We start from the raw sequence: 19813 nt of genomic DNA, 5'->3' as shown, positions 1-19813 counted from the left end.
CTGAATAATGCGAACAAAAGCTATAAATTAATATTCCCCGGCAGAGCCAGGGAATGAGAGAATTATTAACTCGCGGCTAAATTGCCCCAACCGACGTAGGGTAATTTTGCAGCTGTTGCCCGAACTTGGTCAGCATTCGCCACCAACTGACCACAAGCGTCCCAAGTTCCAGAAATAAATGTGCTTCTAGTACCTTCACCGATCGCAACTGGGGCGGTGTAATCATCAATTTGCACTTGCAATGTTTCCAGATTTACTGTGACGGTGGCTTGGGGATTGGCAGCGACTAAATCTTGTACTTGTTTAACAGTCACAGTATCGGCTGTCACACAAGGTATGCCCATTGCCACACAGTTACCGAAAAAGATTTCGGCGAAGCTTTCACCGATTAAAGCTTGAATTCCCCATTTAGCGATCGCTTGGGGTGCATGTTCTCTTGATGAACCACAGCCAAAGTTACGGTTAACTATTAAAATCTTCGCACCTTGGTATTGAATTTGGTCAAAGGGATGTTCACCTTTAAGTGCTGTTCGGTCATCGATAAACGCGCCTTCGCCTAACCCGTCAAAGGTAATGGCTTTTAAATATCGCGCGGGAATAATGCGATCGGTATCTATATCATTGCCCACTAAGGGTATACCGCACCCTGAAACTGTTTTAACTTCACTCACCATAGATTTTATCTATTATTTCAATGACAGCCTATTGAAAAAGGGACTGGGGACTGGGGACTAGGGACTAGGGAAGATGAGGATATGAGGAATAGTAATAGCTAAACTTTTAATTACCAATCCCCAGTTCCCAATCCCCAGTCCCTAGTCCCCATTCCCCAACGTTACAGCAACTCGCGCACGTCAGAAATTTCGCCTTTAATGGCAGCAGTGGCGACCATCGCTGGACTCATTAGCAATGTCCGACCGGAGGATGAACCCTGTCTTCCTTTAAAGTTGCGGTTGGAGGAAGAGGCGCTGATTTGTCTTCCTTGGAGTTTATCGGGGTTCATGGCCAGACACATCGAACATCCCGGTTCACGCCACTCAAATCCAGCTTCCTGAAAGATTTTATCCAGTCCTTCAGCTTCCGCCTCTTCCTTCACCCTTTCAGAACCGGGGACAACGAAGGCTTTGATTCCCTCTGCGACGTGGCGACCTTTGGCGATTTTCGCCGCTTCTCGCAAATCAGTAATCCTGCCGTTGGTGCAACTACCAATAAAGCAGACATCTATTTTGGTACCCTTGATGGGTTGACCAGGATATAAATCCATGTAGCGGTAAGCTTCTTCGGCAATAAATCGGTCTTCTTCCAGGAGTTCTTCGGGTTGAGGTATTGATTGGTTGACACCGATACCTTGACCGGGAGTAATCCCCCAGGTAACGGTAGGGGAAATTTCCGCAGCGTCAAATACCACCACATCATCGTACTCGGCATCAGCATCACTCTTGATGGATTCCCACCAAGCCACTGCTTGATCCCAATCTGCACCTTTAGGAGCAAAATCTCTGCCTTTGAGGTAATCGTAGGTGACTTGATCGGGGTTGACGTAACCGCATCTAGCACCGCCTTCGATCGCCATATTGCAGACAGTCATCCTCTCTTCCATGTTCATTTGCTCAAATGTCGTACCTGCAAATTCATAGCCATAGCCCACACCACCTTTAACACCCAGTGTGCGGATGATATGCAAAATAACATCTTTGGCGTAAACTCCTGGGTTGAGAGTGCCGTTAACTTCAATTTTGCGGACTTTTAGTTTCGAGAGGGCGAGAGTTTGGGAAGCGAGAACATCCCGGACTTGGCTAGTACCGATACCAAATGCGATCGCACCAAATGCCCCATGACTGGAAGTGTGACTATCTCCACAAGCGATCGTCATTCCTGGTTGGGTCAGCCCCAGTTCTGGTGCAATGACGTGAACTATACCCTGACTACCAGAACCAATATTGTAAAAAGTTATGTTATTTTCTTGACAGTTATTTTCGAGCGCCTGAATCATTTCCTCTGCCAAGGTATCGGCAAAGGGACGCGCCTGGTTTTCTGTGGGTACAATATGATCGACTGTAGCGACAGTACGCTCTGGAAACAGTACTTTTAAATCCCTCTCGCGTAACATAGCAAAAGCCTGGGGACTGGTGACTTCATGAATTAGGTGAAGCCCGATAAATAGTTGCGTCAGCCCTGAGGGAAGTGTACCAACGGTGTGTAAGTCCCAAACTTTATCAAACAGGGTACCTTTGCTCATACGTCAATCAATATTTAAAGAGTCCGGCTTAAATAGTATCAAAAAAAAGTCTCGGTTTTTGCAGATCCCTTAATATTACTTACAGTTTTGCACTTTTATTTCTCTGTGCCCTCTGCGTCTCTGCGGTTCGTTAAAGAAGAATAAAACTGAGCATCGCTAGTCTTTGGGAAATTGCCATCAAGTTGAACCTTGGCAAATTATCGCTTCAACGGAGCTATGAAACAATAGGTTCTGCGATCGACACTTCAGATATTCTCATACTTGCGATATCTTTTGCAGACACGGTTCAAGTTCGGAATCTCCCGCTACATCATGGTGATCCATTTTACCGAATGTTGATTGCACAGGCAATAAATCACTCTTTAATTATCATTAGTAGGGATAAAAAATTCGATGCTTATTCTGTTCAGAGGATGTGGGAATAGTCATACTAAAAGAGAACGCCCTTTTTTCGCTATCCTAGATAAAGTAAATCATTCAAAGATCGCGCCGATGGTTGCTTTACCCGATTACATTTTGATGAGTGCAGAAGAATATCTGGTTTGGGAACCCACCCAAGAAGAACGTTACGAGTATTGGGATGGCGAAGTTGTGATGATGAGTGGTGCTACACGCAACCATAATCGCATTTCTCTCAATTTCTCAAAGCTCAAAGTATTTAATTATGAAAAAATTTACTGATAAAGTTGTTCTGATTACAGGAGGAAATTCTGGTATTGGGAAAGCTACAGCATTAGCTTTTGCTAAGGAAGGGGCAAAAGTAGCGATTGCCGGTAGGAGAATTCAAGAAGGTGAGGAGACAGTTAATTTAATTGAAAAAGCAGGTAGCCAAAGTATTTTTATCACTACAGATATTACCCAAGAAACACAAGTTAAAAATTTAATTAGCCAAACAGTTAAAACTTTTGGCCGTTTAGATTATGCTTTTAATAATGCTGGAACTCCTGGAATTCTAAAAGTAGACATAGATGATTCTGAAGAAAATTGGAATAAAGTCATTAATACTAATTTAAAAGGAGTTTGGCTATGTATGAAATATCAAATTCCTGAAATGCTTAAAAATGGTGGTGGTGCTATTGTCAATAATGCTTCTATTAGAGGGTTAATCGCCGCTAATTTAACTAACAATCAAGAAAACAAAGCACAACATAATATTCATTTTTATTGTACTAGCAAACACGCCGTTTTAGGACTTACTAAATCTTTAGCTGTACAATATGCCAAAGATGGTATTAGAATTAATGCTGTTTGCCCAGGAACTATTATAACTCCTATGGTAATGGAAGCCTTAAGTGAGGAAATAATAAAGAATTATGGCAATCAATATCCCATACAACGATTAGGTACACCACAAGAAATTGCTCAAGCAGTATTATGGTTATGTTCAGATTCAGCTAGTTTTGTTATTGGACATTCATTAGTTTTAGATGGTGGTCTAACTATTCAACATTAGTTTTGATGGTGATACAGAATTACCCTCTAACAAGATGGCTGGACGTTAATGTAAAGATCAATAAAATTGAGTTAAGCGAGCGATCGCTTCATCATTCGATTTTTGGTTAAGAATGTTTTGAAGTATATCTCTAACGAAAAGTTGAATATGGGAGAGTGAAATCGAGGTGTTAAGGACTGTATTTTTTATAATCCGTTGCAATTTTACTAACAAACCTTGATGGAATCCATCCAGGAGGTAGAAGAAACGACTTACATAATTCAGTATCGTAGAGTTTGTGTCTTAAAATCAGGAAAAAAACGCTTGTGGTTCCCATTAGAGATAATAATCCGACAAAAATCACGCCTTATGTAACTTATGGGTTGATTGCTGCCAATGTCCTCGCCTTTCTTTATGAAACAAGTCTTCCGCCACAAGCATTAAATGGGTTTTTACACCTTGCGGCTGTAGTTCCACGAGAACTCACCTTAAGCTTTGCTGGTACCTCTCTACATCAACCACTGCCAGAGTGGGCAACTTTGATTACTTCCCAATTTCTGCACGGTGGTTTCTTGCATTTAGCCGGCAACATGTTATTTCTCTGGATTTTTGGTAACAATGTTGAAGATAAGTTAGGTCATGCCAAATATCTGCTGTTTTATTTATCTTGCGGTGTTTTGGCATCCTTGACTCAGTGGTTCTTCGCTCAAAATTCTAGCATTCCTTCTTTGGGTGCAAGTGGCGCGATCGCAGGTATTCTGGGTGCATACATTCTCCGCTTTCCCAACGTCGAAGTTCTCGGCGTAATACCTTTAGGGTTTTTCTTCCCAACTTTCCGTGTCCCCGCATATTTCTTTTTGGGATTTTGGTTTCTCGAACAAGCCTTTTACGGACTTGCTAGTTTAGAAACACCTACCAACATCGGTATGGAAAGCGGTGGTATTGCCTACTGGGCACATGCAGGCGGGTTTATCTTTGGGGCAATTCTCGGTCCACTGTTGGGTTTATTTAGCGATAAATCCCACGAAGAATCTTGATACAAGTAATTCTTCATAGTATCATAGTGACCATTAATTATTGCGAGATCCAATCAAAGAAACTCTTATAGAATGGGGAATTGAGCTTTTAGAACAAATAGAGGAAGAATCTGACAAAACCGCATTGCTCCCTATCTGCCTTTACAATAAAAGCGATCGCATTATAGACAAAAACCCGCCTACGCGAGTTTCAAATTCTTTGAATCCACGTAGACGGACTTGGTTTATGTAGCCGCGATTTCTAATCCCCAGGTATATTCTGAAATTATTTTTCTCTATACCCACCAGCGTAGTCAATCACGCAGACTGTTCTATATGATTTGTGAGTTCCAAAGGCAACACCAGACACTTTAAAAGTGCCGTTAAAAATATTTTTTCGATGACCGCGATCGCGCACGCCATCATCGATAATTAATTGCATGACGATATCTTGAGCAGAGTTTGGCCCATAACTGATATTTTCGCCTGCGGTTGTTTCCCATGTACCATAGCGGTTGATGCGAGTAAAAGGGTTGCTACCATCGCTACCATCATGACCTATAGCACCTTTTGGGCCTTGGTCTTTAACGTGGTCTTTTGCTCCTAAAGACATACCCTTTGATGCACTCAAGGCTCCCACAGGACGTGCTGATTTCAAAAATGCGATCGCTTCATCAACTGCTTTGACTCCTTCTTGAGTTCGCAAATAGGTATTATTAGAAATTTTGACTCGGTTCCCCTCAAAGCGGTTTCTATAGTTTTCCAAAATCGGCAGGTATCCCTTGGGATTTGTTCGTACCTTATTTGTTTCAACAATTACCTGTTGTTCCAACGGTGAAAGATAACTCGCCTTTGCTAATAAAATCGGACTAGTTTGTTCAACTACTGCTGGATTCGGGTTGGCTCCAGAGGGTTTAGATTGAAACAGTTGATCTGAGCAGCCGAATATCAAGGCTACTGGCAAAAATACCCAAAATTTCATGCGACGCATCATTACCTCACAATTTTCTATGGATTAATTTAGTGAATTAGAAGAAATAAGAATTTTCAACGCACAGATAAGTCTGTAGACGCTTCTGCCGTTAGAAACGATCTCAGAACTTAGGTGAGTTGCCAAGGAAAGTGTAGATTAATGCACCAATAATCTAGATAAAGCTGCCATCGCCCCTAAGGTGTGACAAATCTATCACTTAATACCTGTTGTAACATTGAGAACAGCAAAAAGTAAATAACAATAAAAATCTTTTAATTTTCTCACGCCTGCTTTTAACCCAATACGCTTGGGTTAAGGCTAAAATTTTTTGTCAAAGTCAATTTTTTTAACGTAGACGCTTCTCTACGAGACGCTACGCGAACGGCTTCCCGCAGGGTACCGCCAAGGACGCAAAGAGAAGAAAGAAATGCTTAACTGAACTGTATTGGCTTTTAACCGAGTACCGTGGGTTTAAATCCCCCGGTTCAATAACCGGCAAGTTTTGGATCGGGGTCTAAATCCCCGTCACAAAACTTAATTACGAATTACGAATTATTTAAATTTATACTTTCAGAAACCAGCGTTGGCGATACATCAAAACACCAACAGCCCACCACAACAACACGGTGACTATGGCAAACAACAGGGAACCATTCAGCGCCCCCGCCCAAGATGCGAAAAAATTCTGGTAAATCCAATTGTAGGTATTGGGAGCGTCTTTGCCAGTGCCAATCGTGGTTTTGACTAAAATTTTAATCAATAAAACCGATGCAACGAAAAGAGCGATCGCATTTAAGCCCATAATTTCAAAAGGTTTACTCCAGCGACGCATCAACCGGACTTCGATGAGTTCATAACAAGCTGCTAGCAATAACAACGCCCAACCTGTTGTAAAGACTACATAAGAACTTGTCCACAGCTTTTTATTAATGGGGAATGTCCACCCCCACGCCCAACCGATAATTAAGCAACCGACTCCAAATAATGCTAAACCTATACTTATGCGTGATTTTACTGATTGACTGCGTATCCATTGCCCGGTGAAGTAACCAGCGAGAACGTTTACTATGGCAGGAATAGTACTGAAGAGTCCTTCTGGATCTCCCATGAATTTGAAACCATCACCTTTATATAAATGTGCTTTGGAAATAATCAGGCGGTCAACATAAGCACCAAAGTTACCTTCCCGTGTCAAAACTCCCGCCCCATAGTCAGGTACTGCTACATACATCATCGTCAGCCAGTAGCCGATGAGTAGCACTGCTGCTAGTATCCATTGACTTTGACGCGGTAGGTTGAGAACAGTTAGGGAAGCCAGGAGATAGGTAAGGCTGATGCGTTGTAATACTCCCATAATACGGATACTACTCAAATCAAAAGTCCAAATACCCTGATTCCAAAAGCCATTTAGTAGCAATCCCAAGGCAAAGAGAATGGCGGCGCGGCGTAATATGCGCCAGTAAACGGCTGAGGTTGGTTTATTACCTTCGGTGTACTTTGACAGTGAGAAAGTCATCGCTACACCAACAATGAAGAGAAAGAAGGGAAATACCAAGTCAGTTGGTGTGCAACCGTGCCAATCGGCGTGGGCTAAAGGAGGATATACATCATCTGCGACACCCGCCATATTGACGAGAATCATCGCAGCGATGGTAATGCCGCGAAAAACATCCAGTGAACTCAGGCGCATAAGCGGAATTTTCTGTTACATGAGTATCTAAGCTACTCCCCTTGATGCACGTAATCAAGCAAAATTTATAGACTTGGATACAAGGTAAAATTTTGTTAAGTCAATTACCACCAATCACTATGCCAATTAAAGTTGGAGATACCGCTCCTAATTTCACTCTACCGGCTCAAAACGGCTCAACAATTAGCCTCCAAGATTTTCGCGGCAACAAAGCTGTTGTGCTATATTTCTATCCCAAGGACGATACACCCGGATGTACGGCTGAATCCTGCGCCTTTCGGGATCAGTATGAAGTGTTTAAAACTGCTGGTGCTGAAGTTGTCGGCGTAAGTGCTGACTCCAGCGAATCTCACCAGCGATTTGCTGCGAAATATAATCTACCTTTTACTTTGTTAACTGACAAAGGCGACCAAGTGCGGAAGCTATATGGCGCAACAGCAGCCTTTGGCTTATTCCCTGGTCGCGTTACTTACGTTATTGACCAACAGGGAGTTGTGCAATACGTGTTTGATTCCATGTTCAACTTTAAAGGTCACGTTGAAGAAGCGCTGAAAAGTTTGCAATCTGTTGCAAAATAGGAGATTGGGGACTTGTACTGAGCGACTTGTGCCGAGCGAAGCCGAGGTAAGCCGAAGTATTGGGGATTGGGGATTGGGAAACTCTCTCCTAGTCCCGAGTCCCTAGTCCCTAATCCCTAGTCCCCATTCCCTATTTAGAATGCGACTTTTCCGGCATGACGATATTAGCGTGGGTTGCCTTGCCATTCTTGCCGTTGGTATGACCGTTACCATTGCGGGGTTGAATCACGCCATAACCGCCGTGGTTGCGTTCGTAAATGACATTAATCTCGCCAGTTTCAGAATTACGGAACATATAAAAGTCGTGTCCTACGAGTTGCAGCTGTTCTGAGGCTTCTGCAAGGGTCATCGGCGGCATGGAAAAATATTTGGTGCGGACGACTTCGTTGGGTAGTTCGGGGGTGCGATCGCCAATTAAATCTGTTACTATCGACTCTGCAACAACTGTTTCTGTTGGTAGGGCATGAGTTTTCTGGTCTTGACGACGTTCTTTGTATTTCCGCAGTTGACGGGCAATTTTATCTGCAACTAAGTCAATGCTGGCATATAGGCTTTCGCTGCTTTCCTCGGCACGGATAACGCTACCATTAGCATAAATAGTTACTTCAGCCGCTTGTCTAGTATTAATTCGGGGATTACGTCCGACGCTAAGATGCACATCCACTTCATTTGTAATGCTCTGAAAGTGACTAACTGCTTTTTCAATTTTTTGATGTACATACTCACGAATTGCATCGGTGATTTCAATATTTTTGCTGTGGATGACAAGCTTCATGTAATACTCTCCCACTAAATATTTGAATGTGTGAATTTGCTTTGTATGAAAAGAAGTTGCGGTAAGCTCTATTACTCCCGCCAAAACAAATTGTGAACTATTGCACATACTGCTAGCAAGCTGTCTCTCAGCTTGCTGCATCTGAGTTTTTCTCAAGTATACCCTTGATTTACCTCCTCATCTCTGCGCTTATATCCAATTGGATATCCACTTAGAACTCTTGAGTGAGGCAATCTGAATGGTAGCTGCCGTGACTACCTTCTTCTTTAAAGCAAGGCTTACAGAATTGTTGATAGTTGCTCCTTCTATGTTCAGTTGAAGTTTGCTTGCTACTGTTCAATAATACAGGTCTTTGTGGAAGTTTGATTCTGTTTGAAATGCAAGCAATGTTATAAGAGTCATCAGCCAATGCATTCGTCCTTATTGTCTTGGCATGATTCTTATTGCAGAGAATTCCTCCTAAAACCTATTGAGGTTAATATTCAAACTAGCACTTTGTATTTTCTAATGCAGGTTCCCTTGACTTTCCTTTAAAATCCTTTGCAAAACTTAATATTTTTGACTCCAATCCTGTAAATTGAAATATATTTCGTCCTTAATACAGTTGATTTTTGGCATTATCTATAGTATGGAAGCACGCAAAAACCATTGTTTGTTGTATAACCAAGGATTAATGCCTTACTTAGAGGCTCATAGATGGCAGCGATCGCTCCTGACTGAGCGCATCCATGACCCCAGTCTAGATGACGTGTTAATTTTGCTAGAACATCCACCTGTTTACACTCTTGGCCAAGGAAGCAACTCAGATTTTCTGAAATTTGATATTGACCCTTCGGCTTCTCTACGAGACGCTACGCGAACGCTCAGGGTAAACGGTGAATATGATGTGCATCGAGTTGAACGAGGCGGCGAGGTTACTTACCATTGTCCCGGTCAACTGGTGGGTTATCCAATTTTAAATCTGCAACGTTATCGTCAAGACCTCCATTGGTACTTACGCCAACTCGAAGAAGTAATAATTCGCGTATTGGCAGTTTATGGGTTGCAGGGAGAAAGAATTCCGGCTTTTACTGGCGTTTGGTTACAAGGGCGAAAAGTTGCGGCTATTGGTATTAAAGTCAGCCGTTGGATTACTATGCACGGCTTTGCATTAAATGTTTGTCCAGATATGACAGGCTTTGAGCGTATAGTACCCTGTGGTATTTCTGACAAACCTGTAGGCAGTTTAGCCGAATGGATTCCAGATATCACCTGCCAAGATGTGCGTTTTTATGTAGCACAGTCCTTTGCAGAAGTCTTTGGCGTGGAATTAGTCGAATCTCACCCGCAAGGATTTTTCCAGTCTGAGTAAATTCAGTTTGTAATTATGTAAGAAATACTATAGTAGTCCTATTTAAATTGTGAGACACTGAAGAGAGTAGTCGATATTTAATAGTATCAAAATAACTATTTAATCCCAATTTGAAAAAAGAACGTGACAGATATAAACCTAGAAACCTAGATTAAATAAGGCTTTCTTAATTTTGAATTTTGTTAGCGAGTCCGTGAGCGTCATTTTGAATTGGTATTTTTACGGCTGTCAAGCACAACTTTACGCGTGAATTACTCAAATAATCTCCAGGTATATGCCCCATCCCTAGCGTCTTTGAGAGAACGTGATTGGACAGCTTTGATAGAACTATTTGATCGAGATGACGGTGATGACATTGAAGCCGACATCCACAGTAGTTTGTTTTGGCTGATACCTGAACCTTGTTGGGAAGATGATCCCTTTGATTTCTTGCGTGAGTACCTTTAAGTAGTGGGGAGTGGGGAGTGGGGAGTTATAAAAGAACCTTTCATTATCAACTCCTAACTCCTAACTCCTAACTCCTAACTATCTATCGTTAAGGCGACTGAGGAAAATACGTAGGCGATCGCTTTGGGGATTAGTCAGCACTTCAGATGCTGAACCTTGTTCTGTGACAATACCTTTGTCTAAAAATATCACCTGATGGGCTACTTCCCGCGCAAATTGCATTTCATGGGTGACAACCACCATTGTCATGCCTTCTGCGGCCAATTGCTGTATCACTTGCAGAACTTCGCCGACAAGTTCAGGATCTAGGGCGCTGGTGGGTTCGTCGAATAGCATGATTTGGGGATTCATACATAAACTACGGGCGATCGCTACTCGTTGCTTTTGTCCGCCTGAAAGCTGTTCGGGATAAGCAGAGGCTTTGTCAAATAAACCGACTTTTTCAAGATATAATCTCGCTAGTTGGGCGCTTTCTTTCGGTGTTTTACCCAAAACTTTACGCGGTGCGAGGGTCATATTTTCCAGAACGCTGAGATGGGGAAACAGGTTGAATTGCTGGAAAACCATGCCTACTTGGGTTCGTAGTTGCCGCAGTTGGCTATAGTTGATAGTGGGGCGGGATAAGTTGATCCCGTTGATGATTAAACGCCCATTGTCAATGGTTTCTAGGCGATTGAAGCAGCGTAGTAGAGTACTTTTACCACAACCGGAGGAACCGATAATTGCAACGACTTCTCCCCGGTTGATTTCGCCGGTGATTCCTTTGAGGACTTTGAGGGAACCAAAGTTTTTTTCGATATTGTCAAAAATAATGGCGGGGATGGTGTTGTTCATTACTAATGTCAAGCTGCTCTACAGTTGATTGTAGTGTGGTGAACGAACCACATACACAAGTCTGAGCAAATGATTGATCTCATGTCCGCATAATTGGACATGAGATGACATCTACCTAGAGTATGGATTCAGTAATCAAAACCTAACCCCCCAGCCCCCTTCCCTACTAGCATCTACGGTGTACACACAAGTTGGTTAAACCCATATCCCGCCAGCGATTTAAATCGCTGGCTAACAGCACAAGTACATTTTAATGGACTCCCACGCCGACAATATTAGTCATCTTTTAGATGACTTTGGCTATTAGACAACGGTTTACAACCGTTGGCGGGCTGGGTGTGTACAGCGCGCGAAATTATGCATTTAGGCAATTCTATGACTTGTGTGTACACCGTAGCTACTAGCGTTGGGGGAGTTTAGCTCCCCTCTGGGCTTCAAAGAGGTGTTGGGGAAAAGGTTCTTCCAGGATTACTGAATTGGTGTTCTAGTATTAATTAGTGTCAACTGATGTAATAAAAGGGTTGGCCATCCAAGTGATTTCTGCCAGTTAAAAAGCCGTGGTGGTAGTATCAGGAACTTTCAAGCTCTTACCTAAGAGAGTAACAAACGGCGCACAATTTGTAATAACATTCGATCTGAATAAATATCCAGTGCCTTCATAATTAGTGATGAAGCCGATTAAACTGAGAACTGGGAATTAGGGACTATTAAGATTTGAATGGGATTCAAACCCCAACAAAATCTTACTCATATTTTCTTAGCGATCTTTTATTCCTCTGAAAAAAAAAATAGGTTGGGTTTCGCTCTGCGAAACCCAACCTACAAATATTTTTACTGAGCAGTATTTTGTTGCGTTTCGAGGAGGGAAACGCAACAAAATCAAAAATTCCTGTTGTTGATAGGGCTTACACCAAATTACACGCGCTCTGGGGCAATTCATGAATTGCCCCTAAGAAGAAAATCACGATTTCGGGTATTGTTTGCGTAAATCCTGGTTGAGTTTCGTTCCTCAACCCAGCAACGCCCTAGATTTATAAATTCATGACAGTAAAGGTTTGTGATTTTTATCTGGTGAAAGTAATAAAAGAGGGTTAGACAGTCACGGCTCTCTAGTAGTCTGTCAAGCTAGTGGTTCATATCACTAATTCTGATCGGTGATGGTGGTCAGATCCCCGACTTCGTAAAAGTTGTCGGGCATCTCGCAGCACCTCAGAATTAATGGGACAGACTACTAGTAGCTACTTAGGAACTAACATTCCTCCCCAAGAAGCTTGGCTGAAGTTGGGGAAGAATGAGTCTAAGAGGTTGTTTGAAAAGTATTTCGCTGTGACTTTAGACACTTTTAGATCCCCCCTAACCCCCCTTAAAAAAGGGGGAACCGGAGTCAAAGTCACCCTTTTTAAGGGGGATTTAGGGGGATCTAGAATGTTTTGCTACCAAGAAGAGGACTTTTCAAACATCCTCTAACCTCTTGAAGAAATGTTACGGAATTTAGTTGAACCTGGATAAAGACTGCTTAACCAAATAGCTTTCACAAGGGGAGTAGGGTAATGACGAATGAACCAGTAAAGCAGAAATCTTTAGACGATATTCTCATCACACAAGAGTTGTCACATCGAGTACCCAGAACCACTGACCTCAAAGAAGAGAACGATGCACTTCATCTCCTAGTAGAGCAACTACTTGAGCAGCCTCAAATTCTCCTGAAAAACCTTGTAAAAATAACCGCTCAACTGTGTCGGGCAGAAACAAGTGGTGTGAGCCTACTTGAGGTAACTCCAAACGGGAAAGAAATTTTTCGCTGGGTTGCAGTAGCTGGGATGTTAGAAGCCTATGAACAAGATACATATCTCAGCACCTTTAGTCCTTGCGGCATCTGCCTAGAACGTCAAGCCCCTCTGCTCTATTCCTATCCAGAACGTTATTTCACCTATTTGCAACAGTTGAAGCCAACAATTATCGAGATCCTGGTGTTTCCTTTATTGATTGCCAATCAACAGCTTGGTGCGATTTGGATTATGTCACATAATGAACATCGGCGGTTTGATAAAGAAGACTTGCGACTAATCACAAGCCTGGCAAATTTTACCGCCGCCGCTCTTTATAATAGCAATGCCCGTCAAGCCGCCGAAGAATCTGCACGCCGTGAGCAAGCCGCCCGTGCGGAAGCTGAACAAGCCAATCGTCTCAAAGATGAGTTCCTCGCTGTTCTATCTCACGAACTGCGTTCCCCTCTCAACCCGATCTTGGGTTGGGCAAAACTTCTCCAAACCCGTAAGTTTGATGAAGCTAAGACAGCTTATGCTCTAGCAACTATTGAGCGCAATGCCAAGTTACAGTCTCAGATGATGGAAGATTTACTGGATGTTTCTCGCATTCTTCAAAGCAAGCTCAGTCTCAATGTCTGCTCTATTGATCTTTCAGCCGTGATTGAAGTAGCACTTGATACCGTGCATCTAGCGGCTGAGGCTAAGTCAATTCAACTCCAGACGATACTTGAAACGAATGTGGGGCAAGTTTTGGGTGATCCGAGTCGCTTGCAACAAGTCATCTGGAATCTGCTGTCTAACGCCATTAAGTTCACAGCGTCCGGGGGTCAGGTGTCAGTGCGACTTGAGCGCGTGGGTACACAAGCCCAAATCCGAGTGAGTGATACGGGTAAAGGCATCAACCCAGACTTTCTGCCTTACGTATTTGATTACTTCCGTCAAGCTGATAATAGCACCACAAGAACCTTTGGCGGATTGGGGCTAGGGCTGGCGATCGCTCGTCGCCTCGTTGAACTACACGGTGGAACAGTTCAAGTAGAGAGCTTGGGAGATGGTTTTGGTGCCACGTTCACTGTGTTACTACCCATTCATAGTGTTGTACCTTTAAAAAACGAGGACAAAGGGTTGCCTGATGTCTCTGCCAATCTGGAAGGAGTAAAGGTGCTAGTGGTGGAAAATGAGGTTGACACCCGCGATCTGATAGTCTTTCTGCTTGAAGGCTATGGTGCTTCTGTGCGTGCCGTCGCTTCAGCAAGTGATGCGCTAAACGCCTTTGCACTTCAGAAGCCAGACATTCTCTTAAGTGATATTGGGATGCCAGAAATGGATGGCTATATGTTGATTCGTAAAATTCGATCGCTACCGTCTGAGCAAGGGGGAGAAATTCAGGCGATCGCACTGACAGCCTATGCTGGAGAGATTAACCAACAACAAGTTCTCCAAGCAGGATTCCAGAAACATCTGACTAAGCCAATAGAACCAAGCGAGTTAGTTATGGTAATTGCTAGCCTAGTTAAATAATAGTTGCCCTGAGAAATCGGGAGTAAATAGTTGACTACAAATTACGGTTTTAGAATGCTAAAGGATCAATTCCTTCCTGAACGCAAAGAAGCTCTACTCGCTCGGATGGCGAACCGCATCCGGCAATCGCTGAACCTTCAAGAGATTTTAGATGCAACGGTGGCCGAGCTGCGAGCATTTTTGCAAACCGACCGGACTAAGGTTTACCGCTTTGATCGCGACGGGCATGGACACGTTATTGCCCAAGCAAGTGCCCCCAACCGCCTGCCTTCTTTGTTGGGATTACACTATCCATCTGATGACATTCCGCCCCAAGCGCGGGCTTTGTTTGTTAAAGCACGTACCCGCACAATTGTCAATGTCAGCGAACAGCGTATTATCCTCAACTCGCTCCCGACCGTGAAAACGACGGCAACGGGAGACTTGACCGTTAAAGAAGTCCAAGAGCAACCCCTTGAAGATATCTTAAGCCGACCAGTAGACCCCTGCCATGTCGAGTATTTGACGCAAATGGGTGTGCAGTCTTCCCTGGTAGTGCCAATAATTTATGAACAGGAACTCTGGGGGCTGTTGATCTCTCATCATGCCGAACCGAGAGAGATTACATCTGAGGATTTGCAGGTCGTGCAATTGCTTGCTAACCAGGTTTCACTAGCCATTACCCAGGCAAGTCTGCTGAGTCAGGTTCACGAGCAACAACAACGGGAAGCGATCGTCAATCAGATTGCCGCTCTGCTGCACGCGCCTCTGGCACCTGAGCAGATTCTGCATAACGTTCTGGAGCAAGCAGTGAAAGCCTCTGGCAGTTCGGGAGGAAGGTTGTACCTAACTTCTCCGGATCAGGCTTTACCAGCCCATCTTTATACTTACGGAAATCAGCCGGACTCATCCGAGCTTGAGCATCCAGACTTCCTAGAAAATCATCCCCTCTGGCAAGAGGTAGAGATAGCTCCTACTGCCATCGACCCTAGCTTAGTTCCAAAGGATAGTCCTTCTCTACGAGTGGTAATTGATCTTCAGCAAGAACCACGTCTGTACCAACTGATTGAATCCTTCCAGACCACGCCGATTCGGGGCTTGATCATTCAACCATTGTATTATGGCAAAGAATTCTTGGGGTATCTGACGTTCTTTCGCGATCAAATCGACACCGAAAGTCTTTGGTTGGGCTATGACGAGGCCGATGAGCGCCAACAGAGACCTCGCCAGTCTATGGGGCAATGGCAGGCGCTCAAACAAGACCAGGCTCACCCGTGGAGTATGGAAGAGATAGAATTCATCCAGTCTTTGAACATTCACCTATCCCTGGCCGTACTCCAAAACCGACTCTATCAGCGCGAACGGCAGCAACGCCTGGTAGTTGAGATGCACAATCAGGCTCTCTCTCATGCCCAATCTGCCGCAGAAGAAGTAAGTCGCCTCAAGAGCAACTTTATGGCTTCTACCAGCCACGAACTGCGAACACCTCTGGCCTCGACCTTGAACTATTTAAAATTGCTCCAAGATCGCCTTTATGAAAACGAAGAGGAGTTGCGCGAATATATCGATGCAGCTTATCAATCAACGCAAAATCTAGTTACTATCATCAACGATGTGCTTGACATTGCCAAGATTGAAGACGGGCGCATAGGCTTAGACTTGGCGACAGTTGATCTGCAACAACTTTTACAAGAGCAATGTTTCCTCTCAGGTGCCGAAAGCCGCAAGAAGGGAATTCCTCTGACGCTCCACTCTGAAGCCCTGACTGTTTTCGCCGACAAGATCAAAGTCCGCCAGGTGATGACTAACCTGCTCTCTAACGCCTTAAAATTCACAGATGAGGGTAATATTGATGTCAGGGCTATCACTGACAGTAGTGGGACAATGGCTGAGATATCAGTGCGGGACACGGGTCTTGGCATTGATATGGAAAACTCAGAGCAACTGTTTGCCCCATTTGTGCAAGCTGATGGTTCTACTCAGCGATCCTACGGAGGCACGGGCTTAGGGCTGACTATTTGCAAGCGGCTGGTGGAACTTATGGGTGGTCGAATCTGGCTTGAGAGCCTTGGTTCAGAACAGGGAAGCACGGTATCTTTTACCTTGCCCCTAAGTGAAGTAAGTAGGCTCAGAGGTGACAGTCTTGAACATCCTACTAGTTGAGGATGACCAACTTTTAGCTAAGGGAACCGCCAAACTCCTCGAACGCTTGGGAGGCCATCAGGTGTTTATCACTGCCGAACCAAAAGAGATTTTTCACCGATGCTCAGTGGGGGCAGTAGAACTTGTAATTATGGATATCAATTTGCCAGGAGCTAGGTGGCAAGGGCAAAAAGTCGATGGTTCTATTCTGTCGCGCTATGTGAAAGCACACTGGAAAGATATACCGATTATCGTGGTAACAGCCTATACTATGCCTGCGGAACTACATCTTCTGTTGGCTGAATCTGGGGCAGACGATTGCTATACCAAACCGATTACTGATTACGAAAGCTTTTTAGATGTAATTACCCAGCTTGGTAAAAAGAGGAATTAAATCCCTATGTATAAACTGGCGATTTTGGATGATGACGAAGACTGGTGTCGGATCGCCCAACGCTTTTTCAAGCAAGAATATACAGTGGCAACCTACAAGTCAGTGTCTACTTTCTTATGGGAGTTAGAGGTACTTAAGCAGTATGATCTCTTCTTGGTGGATTTCGTGCTGCCTGCGGCTCGGCATGAGCTAGATACAGATGGCATCGCAATCGTTACTGCTCTTAAACAACGCTTGCCCCGTTCTCCTGTGGTTATCCTCGTCACGGCTTACATGAGCAAGAACGAGTTAGAGGTGCATGGCAAACAAATATGCCCAGACGCTGACGGATTTTTTGCCAAGGATGCTGGATTAGAAATCTTGGCTGACCAAATCAAGCAACTGTTAACACCAGGTACAACTGAGTTACACTAAGTTGCAAATTACTTACCTATACCTAATTTATGCCTTGGTGCGATCGCTAGGCCGGGCTATATAGCCGTTCTCGTTTACATGAGGTACACGGTAGGGGCACGACACTGCCCATTGGTGTCAACTTAAGGTGAAACCCTTGTCAAGACGTGATATTCAATTCTTTGGCTTCTCATCACGAGCCGCGTTACCCCACCCTAACCCTCCCCTTGTAAAGGCTACGGTGTACACACAAGTCTTATAACCTAGCCCCACAACGTTTTGATCCCCCCTAACCCCCCTTAAAAAAGGGGGGGAAAGAATCAAAGTCCCCCAATTTATCGGGGGATTTAGGGGGATCAAGCCACATTTTGCACTTAGCACAAAGATGTGTGTACACCGTAGCCTTGTAAAGGGGAGGGAACTGGATTTCTTTCCCCCCCCCTTTATAAGGGGGGATTAAGGGGGGTAAAACGTCTGTAGAATAAGCGTTTGGGCTTAAGTTGACACCAATGGGCACTGTTCCCTACACATGGTGATGTAATATTATACCGCAACTGAATGGGAACCGCTATAACTATGCACTAACAGAAAAGCAGATATTGACCCTAGCGCAGAGAATATGTTCTACTTTGCACTAGAAAGAAAAGGCAGGTTGGCATAAAATTACAGCTTCTCTAACTTTGCCCCATCTTCGGCGGGTGCAGGAAATGCGTAGGAAGAAGAGGGAAGAGAAAATAATATGGCTAAATTTGATTTTGGGCGTTGGCTGCGCTGGTGTGTGGTTGTCGGTTTTAGCTGTTTGTTACTGGCTGGCTGTGCTGTGAACCCTAGCGCCGGGAAAACTCTGCGGGTGGCTACGGAACCTGCATTTCCACCTTTTGAGTTTAAAGGACAAGCTGGTGAGTTGCAGGGTTTTTCTATTGATTTGATGAATGCGATTGCACTTGCTGCTAACTTTAAAGTGGATTTTCAAAGTCTGCCTTTTGATGGTATTATCCCAGCTTTGCAAGCCAAAACGGTAGATGCGGCCATTAGTTCGATCACGATTACAGAGGAGAGGGCGAAGAGTGTTTCTTTTTCCCGTCCCTATTTTAAGGCTGGGTTAGCGATCGCAATTCGCACAGACAATCAAGATATTACTGGCTTTGACAGCCTCAAAAATAAAAGAATTGCTGTACAACTTGGCACAACTGGGGCTGCAAAGGCTAAAAGTGTTCCGGGAGTGCAAATTCGCAGTTTTGATTCCGCACCTCTAGCCTTGCAAGAATTGCTCAATGGTAATGTGGATGCGGTAATTAATGATGCACCTGTTACTTTATATGCTATTAATACGGGTAATCTTCAGGGAATTAAAGTAGTACAGCAATTACTGACAGAGGAGTTTTATGGAATTGCTACAACTAAAAACTCGCCGAATTTGGCATTAATAAATGATGGCTTGGATAGGGTGTTGAAAAATGGCACTTATGCCCAAATTTACCAAAAATGGTTTAAAGCCGAACCGCCTAAATTACCAGCTAAATCACCATTTGAGAATCAAACTAACACTAACGCGCCTAAAATATTTACTTCAATTAGCGTAATTTTGCAGGCTTTTCCAACATTATTACAGGGTGCGTTGGTAACGTTGCAATTGACGATAATTTCTGTAGTATTTGGTTTAATTGGCGGTTCCCTCATTGGTATTATCCGCCTTTCTCCTATCGCACCTGTGCGTTGGATAGCGAGGGCCTATGTAGATTTTTTTCGGGGAACGCCTTTATTGCTGCAAATTTTTATGATTTACTTTGGATTACCAGCAATTTTGCAAGAACTGGGTTTGACATTTAGTTTTGATCGTCTAACTGCTGGGGTAATTGCTTTAAGTTTGAATAGTGCTGCATATATTGCTGAAGTTGTTCGTGCTGGGATTCAATCAATTGAACCAGGACAAGCAGAAGCAGCACAATCATTAGGTTTGAGTTCTGTGCAAACCATGATTTATGTAATTTTTCCCCAAGCTTTCCGGCGGATGATTCCACCTTTAGGTAATGATTTTATTAGTTTATTGAAAGATACTAGCTTAGTTTCTGTGATTGGGTTTGAAGAATTACTACGTAAAGGACAGTTAATTATTGCTGACAATTATCGCGCTTTTGAGATTTATGCAGGTGTAGCGGTGATTTATTTATGTTTGACGTTACTTTTTTCACAAGCGTTTAGTCGCTTAGAAGTGTGGATGAATCCGGTTAAAGTCCAGAAAAAATACGATACTTAATAATTTTATGTAGGGTGTGTTAT

The 19813-nt window shown here is 43.6% G+C and carries 17 protein-coding genes and 1 pseudogene; 12 read left to right on the top strand and 6 right to left on the bottom strand.

Going from position 1 to position 19813, the window contains the following annotated elements; all coding sequences use genetic code 11:
• Positions 1–65: 65 nt before the first annotated feature.
• A complete protein-coding gene (leuD, locus tag V7K50_RS06905) occupies positions 66–674 on the bottom strand; it encodes a 3-isopropylmalate dehydratase small subunit (protein ID WP_334958452.1) in 609 nt (202 codons plus the stop codon).
• A 161-nt stretch (positions 675–835) separates the two neighbouring features.
• Positions 836–2239: a 3-isopropylmalate dehydratase large subunit gene (gene leuC / locus V7K50_RS06900; RefSeq protein ID WP_334958450.1), complete on the bottom strand. Its 1404-nt coding sequence runs from the start codon at positions 2237–2239 to the stop codon at positions 836–838.
• A gap of 182 nt (positions 2240–2421) precedes the next feature.
• On the opposite strand from leuC, the gene V7K50_RS06895 reads away from it, so the two are divergent.
• From V7K50_RS06895 to V7K50_RS06880, 4 genes and pseudogenes are all read left to right on the top strand, one after another.
• The gene (locus V7K50_RS06895) at positions 2422–2664 is read left to right on the top strand and encodes a type II toxin-antitoxin system VapC family toxin (protein WP_334958448.1); all 243 of its coding nucleotides are present in this window, start codon (positions 2422–2424) and stop codon (positions 2662–2664) included.
• 67 nt (positions 2665–2731) lie between these two features.
• A pseudogene (locus V7K50_RS06890) lies at positions 2732–2890 on the top strand (Uma2 family endonuclease); the annotation flags it as partial.
• Positions 2891–2903: 13 nt separating this feature from the next.
• A complete protein-coding gene (locus tag V7K50_RS06885; protein ID WP_334958446.1) occupies positions 2904–3692 on the top strand; it encodes an SDR family oxidoreductase in 789 nt (262 codons plus the stop codon).
• 305 nt (positions 3693–3997) lie between these two features.
• Positions 3998–4708: a rhomboid family intramembrane serine protease gene (locus V7K50_RS06880; protein ID WP_334958444.1), complete on the top strand. Its 711-nt coding sequence runs from the start codon at positions 3998–4000 to the stop codon at positions 4706–4708.
• A 265-nt stretch (positions 4709–4973) separates the two neighbouring features.
• Here the strand turns inward: V7K50_RS06880 and V7K50_RS06875 are convergent, their stop codons facing one another.
• Positions 4974–5678, bottom strand: coding sequence for a CAP domain-containing protein (locus tag V7K50_RS06875; protein ID WP_334958667.1), 705 nt, complete (start codon positions 5676–5678; stop codon positions 4974–4976).
• A gap of 544 nt (positions 5679–6222) precedes the next feature.
• Positions 6223–7350 carry an acyltransferase family protein gene (locus V7K50_RS06870; protein WP_334958442.1) on the bottom strand — a complete coding sequence of 376 codons (1128 nt, stop codon included), beginning with the start codon at positions 7348–7350 and terminating at the stop codon, positions 6223–6225.
• Positions 7351–7469: 119 nt separating this feature from the next.
• On the opposite strand from V7K50_RS06870, the gene V7K50_RS06865 reads away from it, so the two are divergent.
• A complete protein-coding gene (locus tag V7K50_RS06865; protein WP_334958440.1) occupies positions 7470–7928 on the top strand; it encodes a peroxiredoxin in 459 nt (152 codons plus the stop codon).
• A gap of 130 nt (positions 7929–8058) precedes the next feature.
• Here the strand turns inward: V7K50_RS06865 and hpf are convergent, their stop codons facing one another.
• A complete protein-coding gene (gene hpf, locus V7K50_RS06860; protein ID WP_334958665.1) occupies positions 8059–8703 on the bottom strand; it encodes a ribosome hibernation-promoting factor, HPF/YfiA family in 645 nt (214 codons plus the stop codon).
• Positions 8704–9331: 628 nt separating this feature from the next.
• On the opposite strand from hpf, the gene lipB reads away from it, so the two are divergent.
• On the top strand, positions 9332–10054 hold the full coding sequence (lipB, locus tag V7K50_RS06855) for a lipoyl(octanoyl) transferase LipB (protein WP_334958438.1): 723 nt from the start codon (positions 9332–9334) through the stop codon (positions 10052–10054).
• Between the two features lie 246 nt (positions 10055–10300).
• Positions 10301–10501 carry a hypothetical protein gene (locus V7K50_RS06850; RefSeq protein WP_334804831.1) on the top strand — a complete coding sequence of 67 codons (201 nt, stop codon included), beginning with the start codon at positions 10301–10303 and terminating at the stop codon, positions 10499–10501.
• 78 nt (positions 10502–10579) lie between these two features.
• Here V7K50_RS06850 and V7K50_RS06845 read toward each other — a convergent pair whose 3' ends face one another.
• A complete protein-coding gene (locus V7K50_RS06845) occupies positions 10580–11335 on the bottom strand; it encodes an amino acid ABC transporter ATP-binding protein (protein ID WP_334958436.1) in 756 nt (251 codons plus the stop codon).
• A 1550-nt stretch (positions 11336–12885) separates the two neighbouring features.
• Between V7K50_RS06845 and V7K50_RS06840 the strand changes: the two genes are divergently transcribed.
• The 5 genes from V7K50_RS06840 to V7K50_RS06820 all read left to right on the top strand — a co-directional run bounded on the left by V7K50_RS06840 (position 12886) and on the right by V7K50_RS06820 (position 19790).
• A complete protein-coding gene (locus V7K50_RS06840) occupies positions 12886–14625 on the top strand; it encodes an ATP-binding response regulator (RefSeq protein WP_334958434.1) in 1740 nt (579 codons plus the stop codon).
• Positions 14626–14679: 54 nt separating this feature from the next.
• Positions 14680–16767, top strand: coding sequence for a sensor histidine kinase (locus V7K50_RS06835; protein ID WP_334958432.1), 2088 nt, complete (start codon positions 14680–14682; stop codon positions 16765–16767).
• Positions 16739–17140, top strand: coding sequence for a response regulator (locus tag V7K50_RS06830; RefSeq protein ID WP_334958430.1), 402 nt, complete (start codon positions 16739–16741; stop codon positions 17138–17140). The genes V7K50_RS06835 and V7K50_RS06830 overlap by 29 nt, the downstream gene beginning before the upstream one ends.
• Positions 17141–17146: 6 nt before the next feature.
• A complete protein-coding gene (locus V7K50_RS06825; protein WP_334958428.1) occupies positions 17147–17554 on the top strand; it encodes a response regulator in 408 nt (135 codons plus the stop codon).
• A gap of 718 nt (positions 17555–18272) precedes the next feature.
• The gene (locus V7K50_RS06820; RefSeq protein WP_334958426.1) at positions 18273–19790 is read left to right on the top strand and encodes an ABC transporter permease subunit; all 1518 of its coding nucleotides are present in this window, start codon (positions 18273–18275) and stop codon (positions 19788–19790) included.
• The last annotated feature ends 23 nt before the right edge of the window (positions 19791–19813 follow it).

The sequence above is a fragment of the Nostoc sp. genome (assembly GCF_036917135.1).
Taxonomy (GTDB): Bacteria; Cyanobacteriota; Cyanobacteriia; order Cyanobacteriales; family Nostocaceae; genus Nostoc.
This window is presented reverse-complemented; position numbering and strand designations above follow the sequence as displayed.

What these genes read in the sequence shown, in the direction of transcription:
- V7K50_RS06875 (WP_334958667.1), bottom strand. Translation starts at nt 5,678, where the DNA reads ATGCGTCGCATGAAATTTTGGGTATTTTTGCCAGTAGCCTTGATATTC.
- leuC (WP_334958450.1), bottom strand. Translation starts at nt 2,239, where the DNA reads ATGAGCAAAGGTACCCTGTTTGATAAAGTTTGGGACTTACACACCGTT.
- V7K50_RS06840 (WP_334958434.1), top strand. Translation starts at nt 12,886, where the DNA reads ATGACGAATGAACCAGTAAAGCAGAAATCTTTAGACGATATTCTCATC.
- V7K50_RS06870 (WP_334958442.1), bottom strand. Translation starts at nt 7,350, where the DNA reads ATGCGCCTGAGTTCACTGGATGTTTTTCGCGGCATTACCATCGCTGCG.
- V7K50_RS06835 (WP_334958432.1), top strand. Translation starts at nt 14,680, where the DNA reads ATGCTAAAGGATCAATTCCTTCCTGAACGCAAAGAAGCTCTACTCGCT.
- V7K50_RS06885 (WP_334958446.1), top strand. Translation starts at nt 2,904, where the DNA reads ATGAAAAAATTTACTGATAAAGTTGTTCTGATTACAGGAGGAAATTCT.
- leuD (WP_334958452.1), bottom strand. Translation starts at nt 674, where the DNA reads ATGGTGAGTGAAGTTAAAACAGTTTCAGGGTGCGGTATACCCTTAGTG.
- hpf (WP_334958665.1), bottom strand. Translation starts at nt 8,703, where the DNA reads ATGAAGCTTGTCATCCACAGCAAAAATATTGAAATCACCGATGCAATT.
- lipB (WP_334958438.1), top strand. Translation starts at nt 9,332, where the DNA reads ATGGAAGCACGCAAAAACCATTGTTTGTTGTATAACCAAGGATTAATG.
- V7K50_RS06820 (WP_334958426.1), top strand. Translation starts at nt 18,273, where the DNA reads ATGGCTAAATTTGATTTTGGGCGTTGGCTGCGCTGGTGTGTGGTTGTC.
- V7K50_RS06865 (WP_334958440.1), top strand. Translation starts at nt 7,470, where the DNA reads ATGCCAATTAAAGTTGGAGATACCGCTCCTAATTTCACTCTACCGGCT.
- V7K50_RS06845 (WP_334958436.1), bottom strand. Translation starts at nt 11,335, where the DNA reads ATGAACAACACCATCCCCGCCATTATTTTTGACAATATCGAAAAAAAC.
- V7K50_RS06825 (WP_334958428.1), top strand. Translation starts at nt 17,147, where the DNA reads ATGTATAAACTGGCGATTTTGGATGATGACGAAGACTGGTGTCGGATC.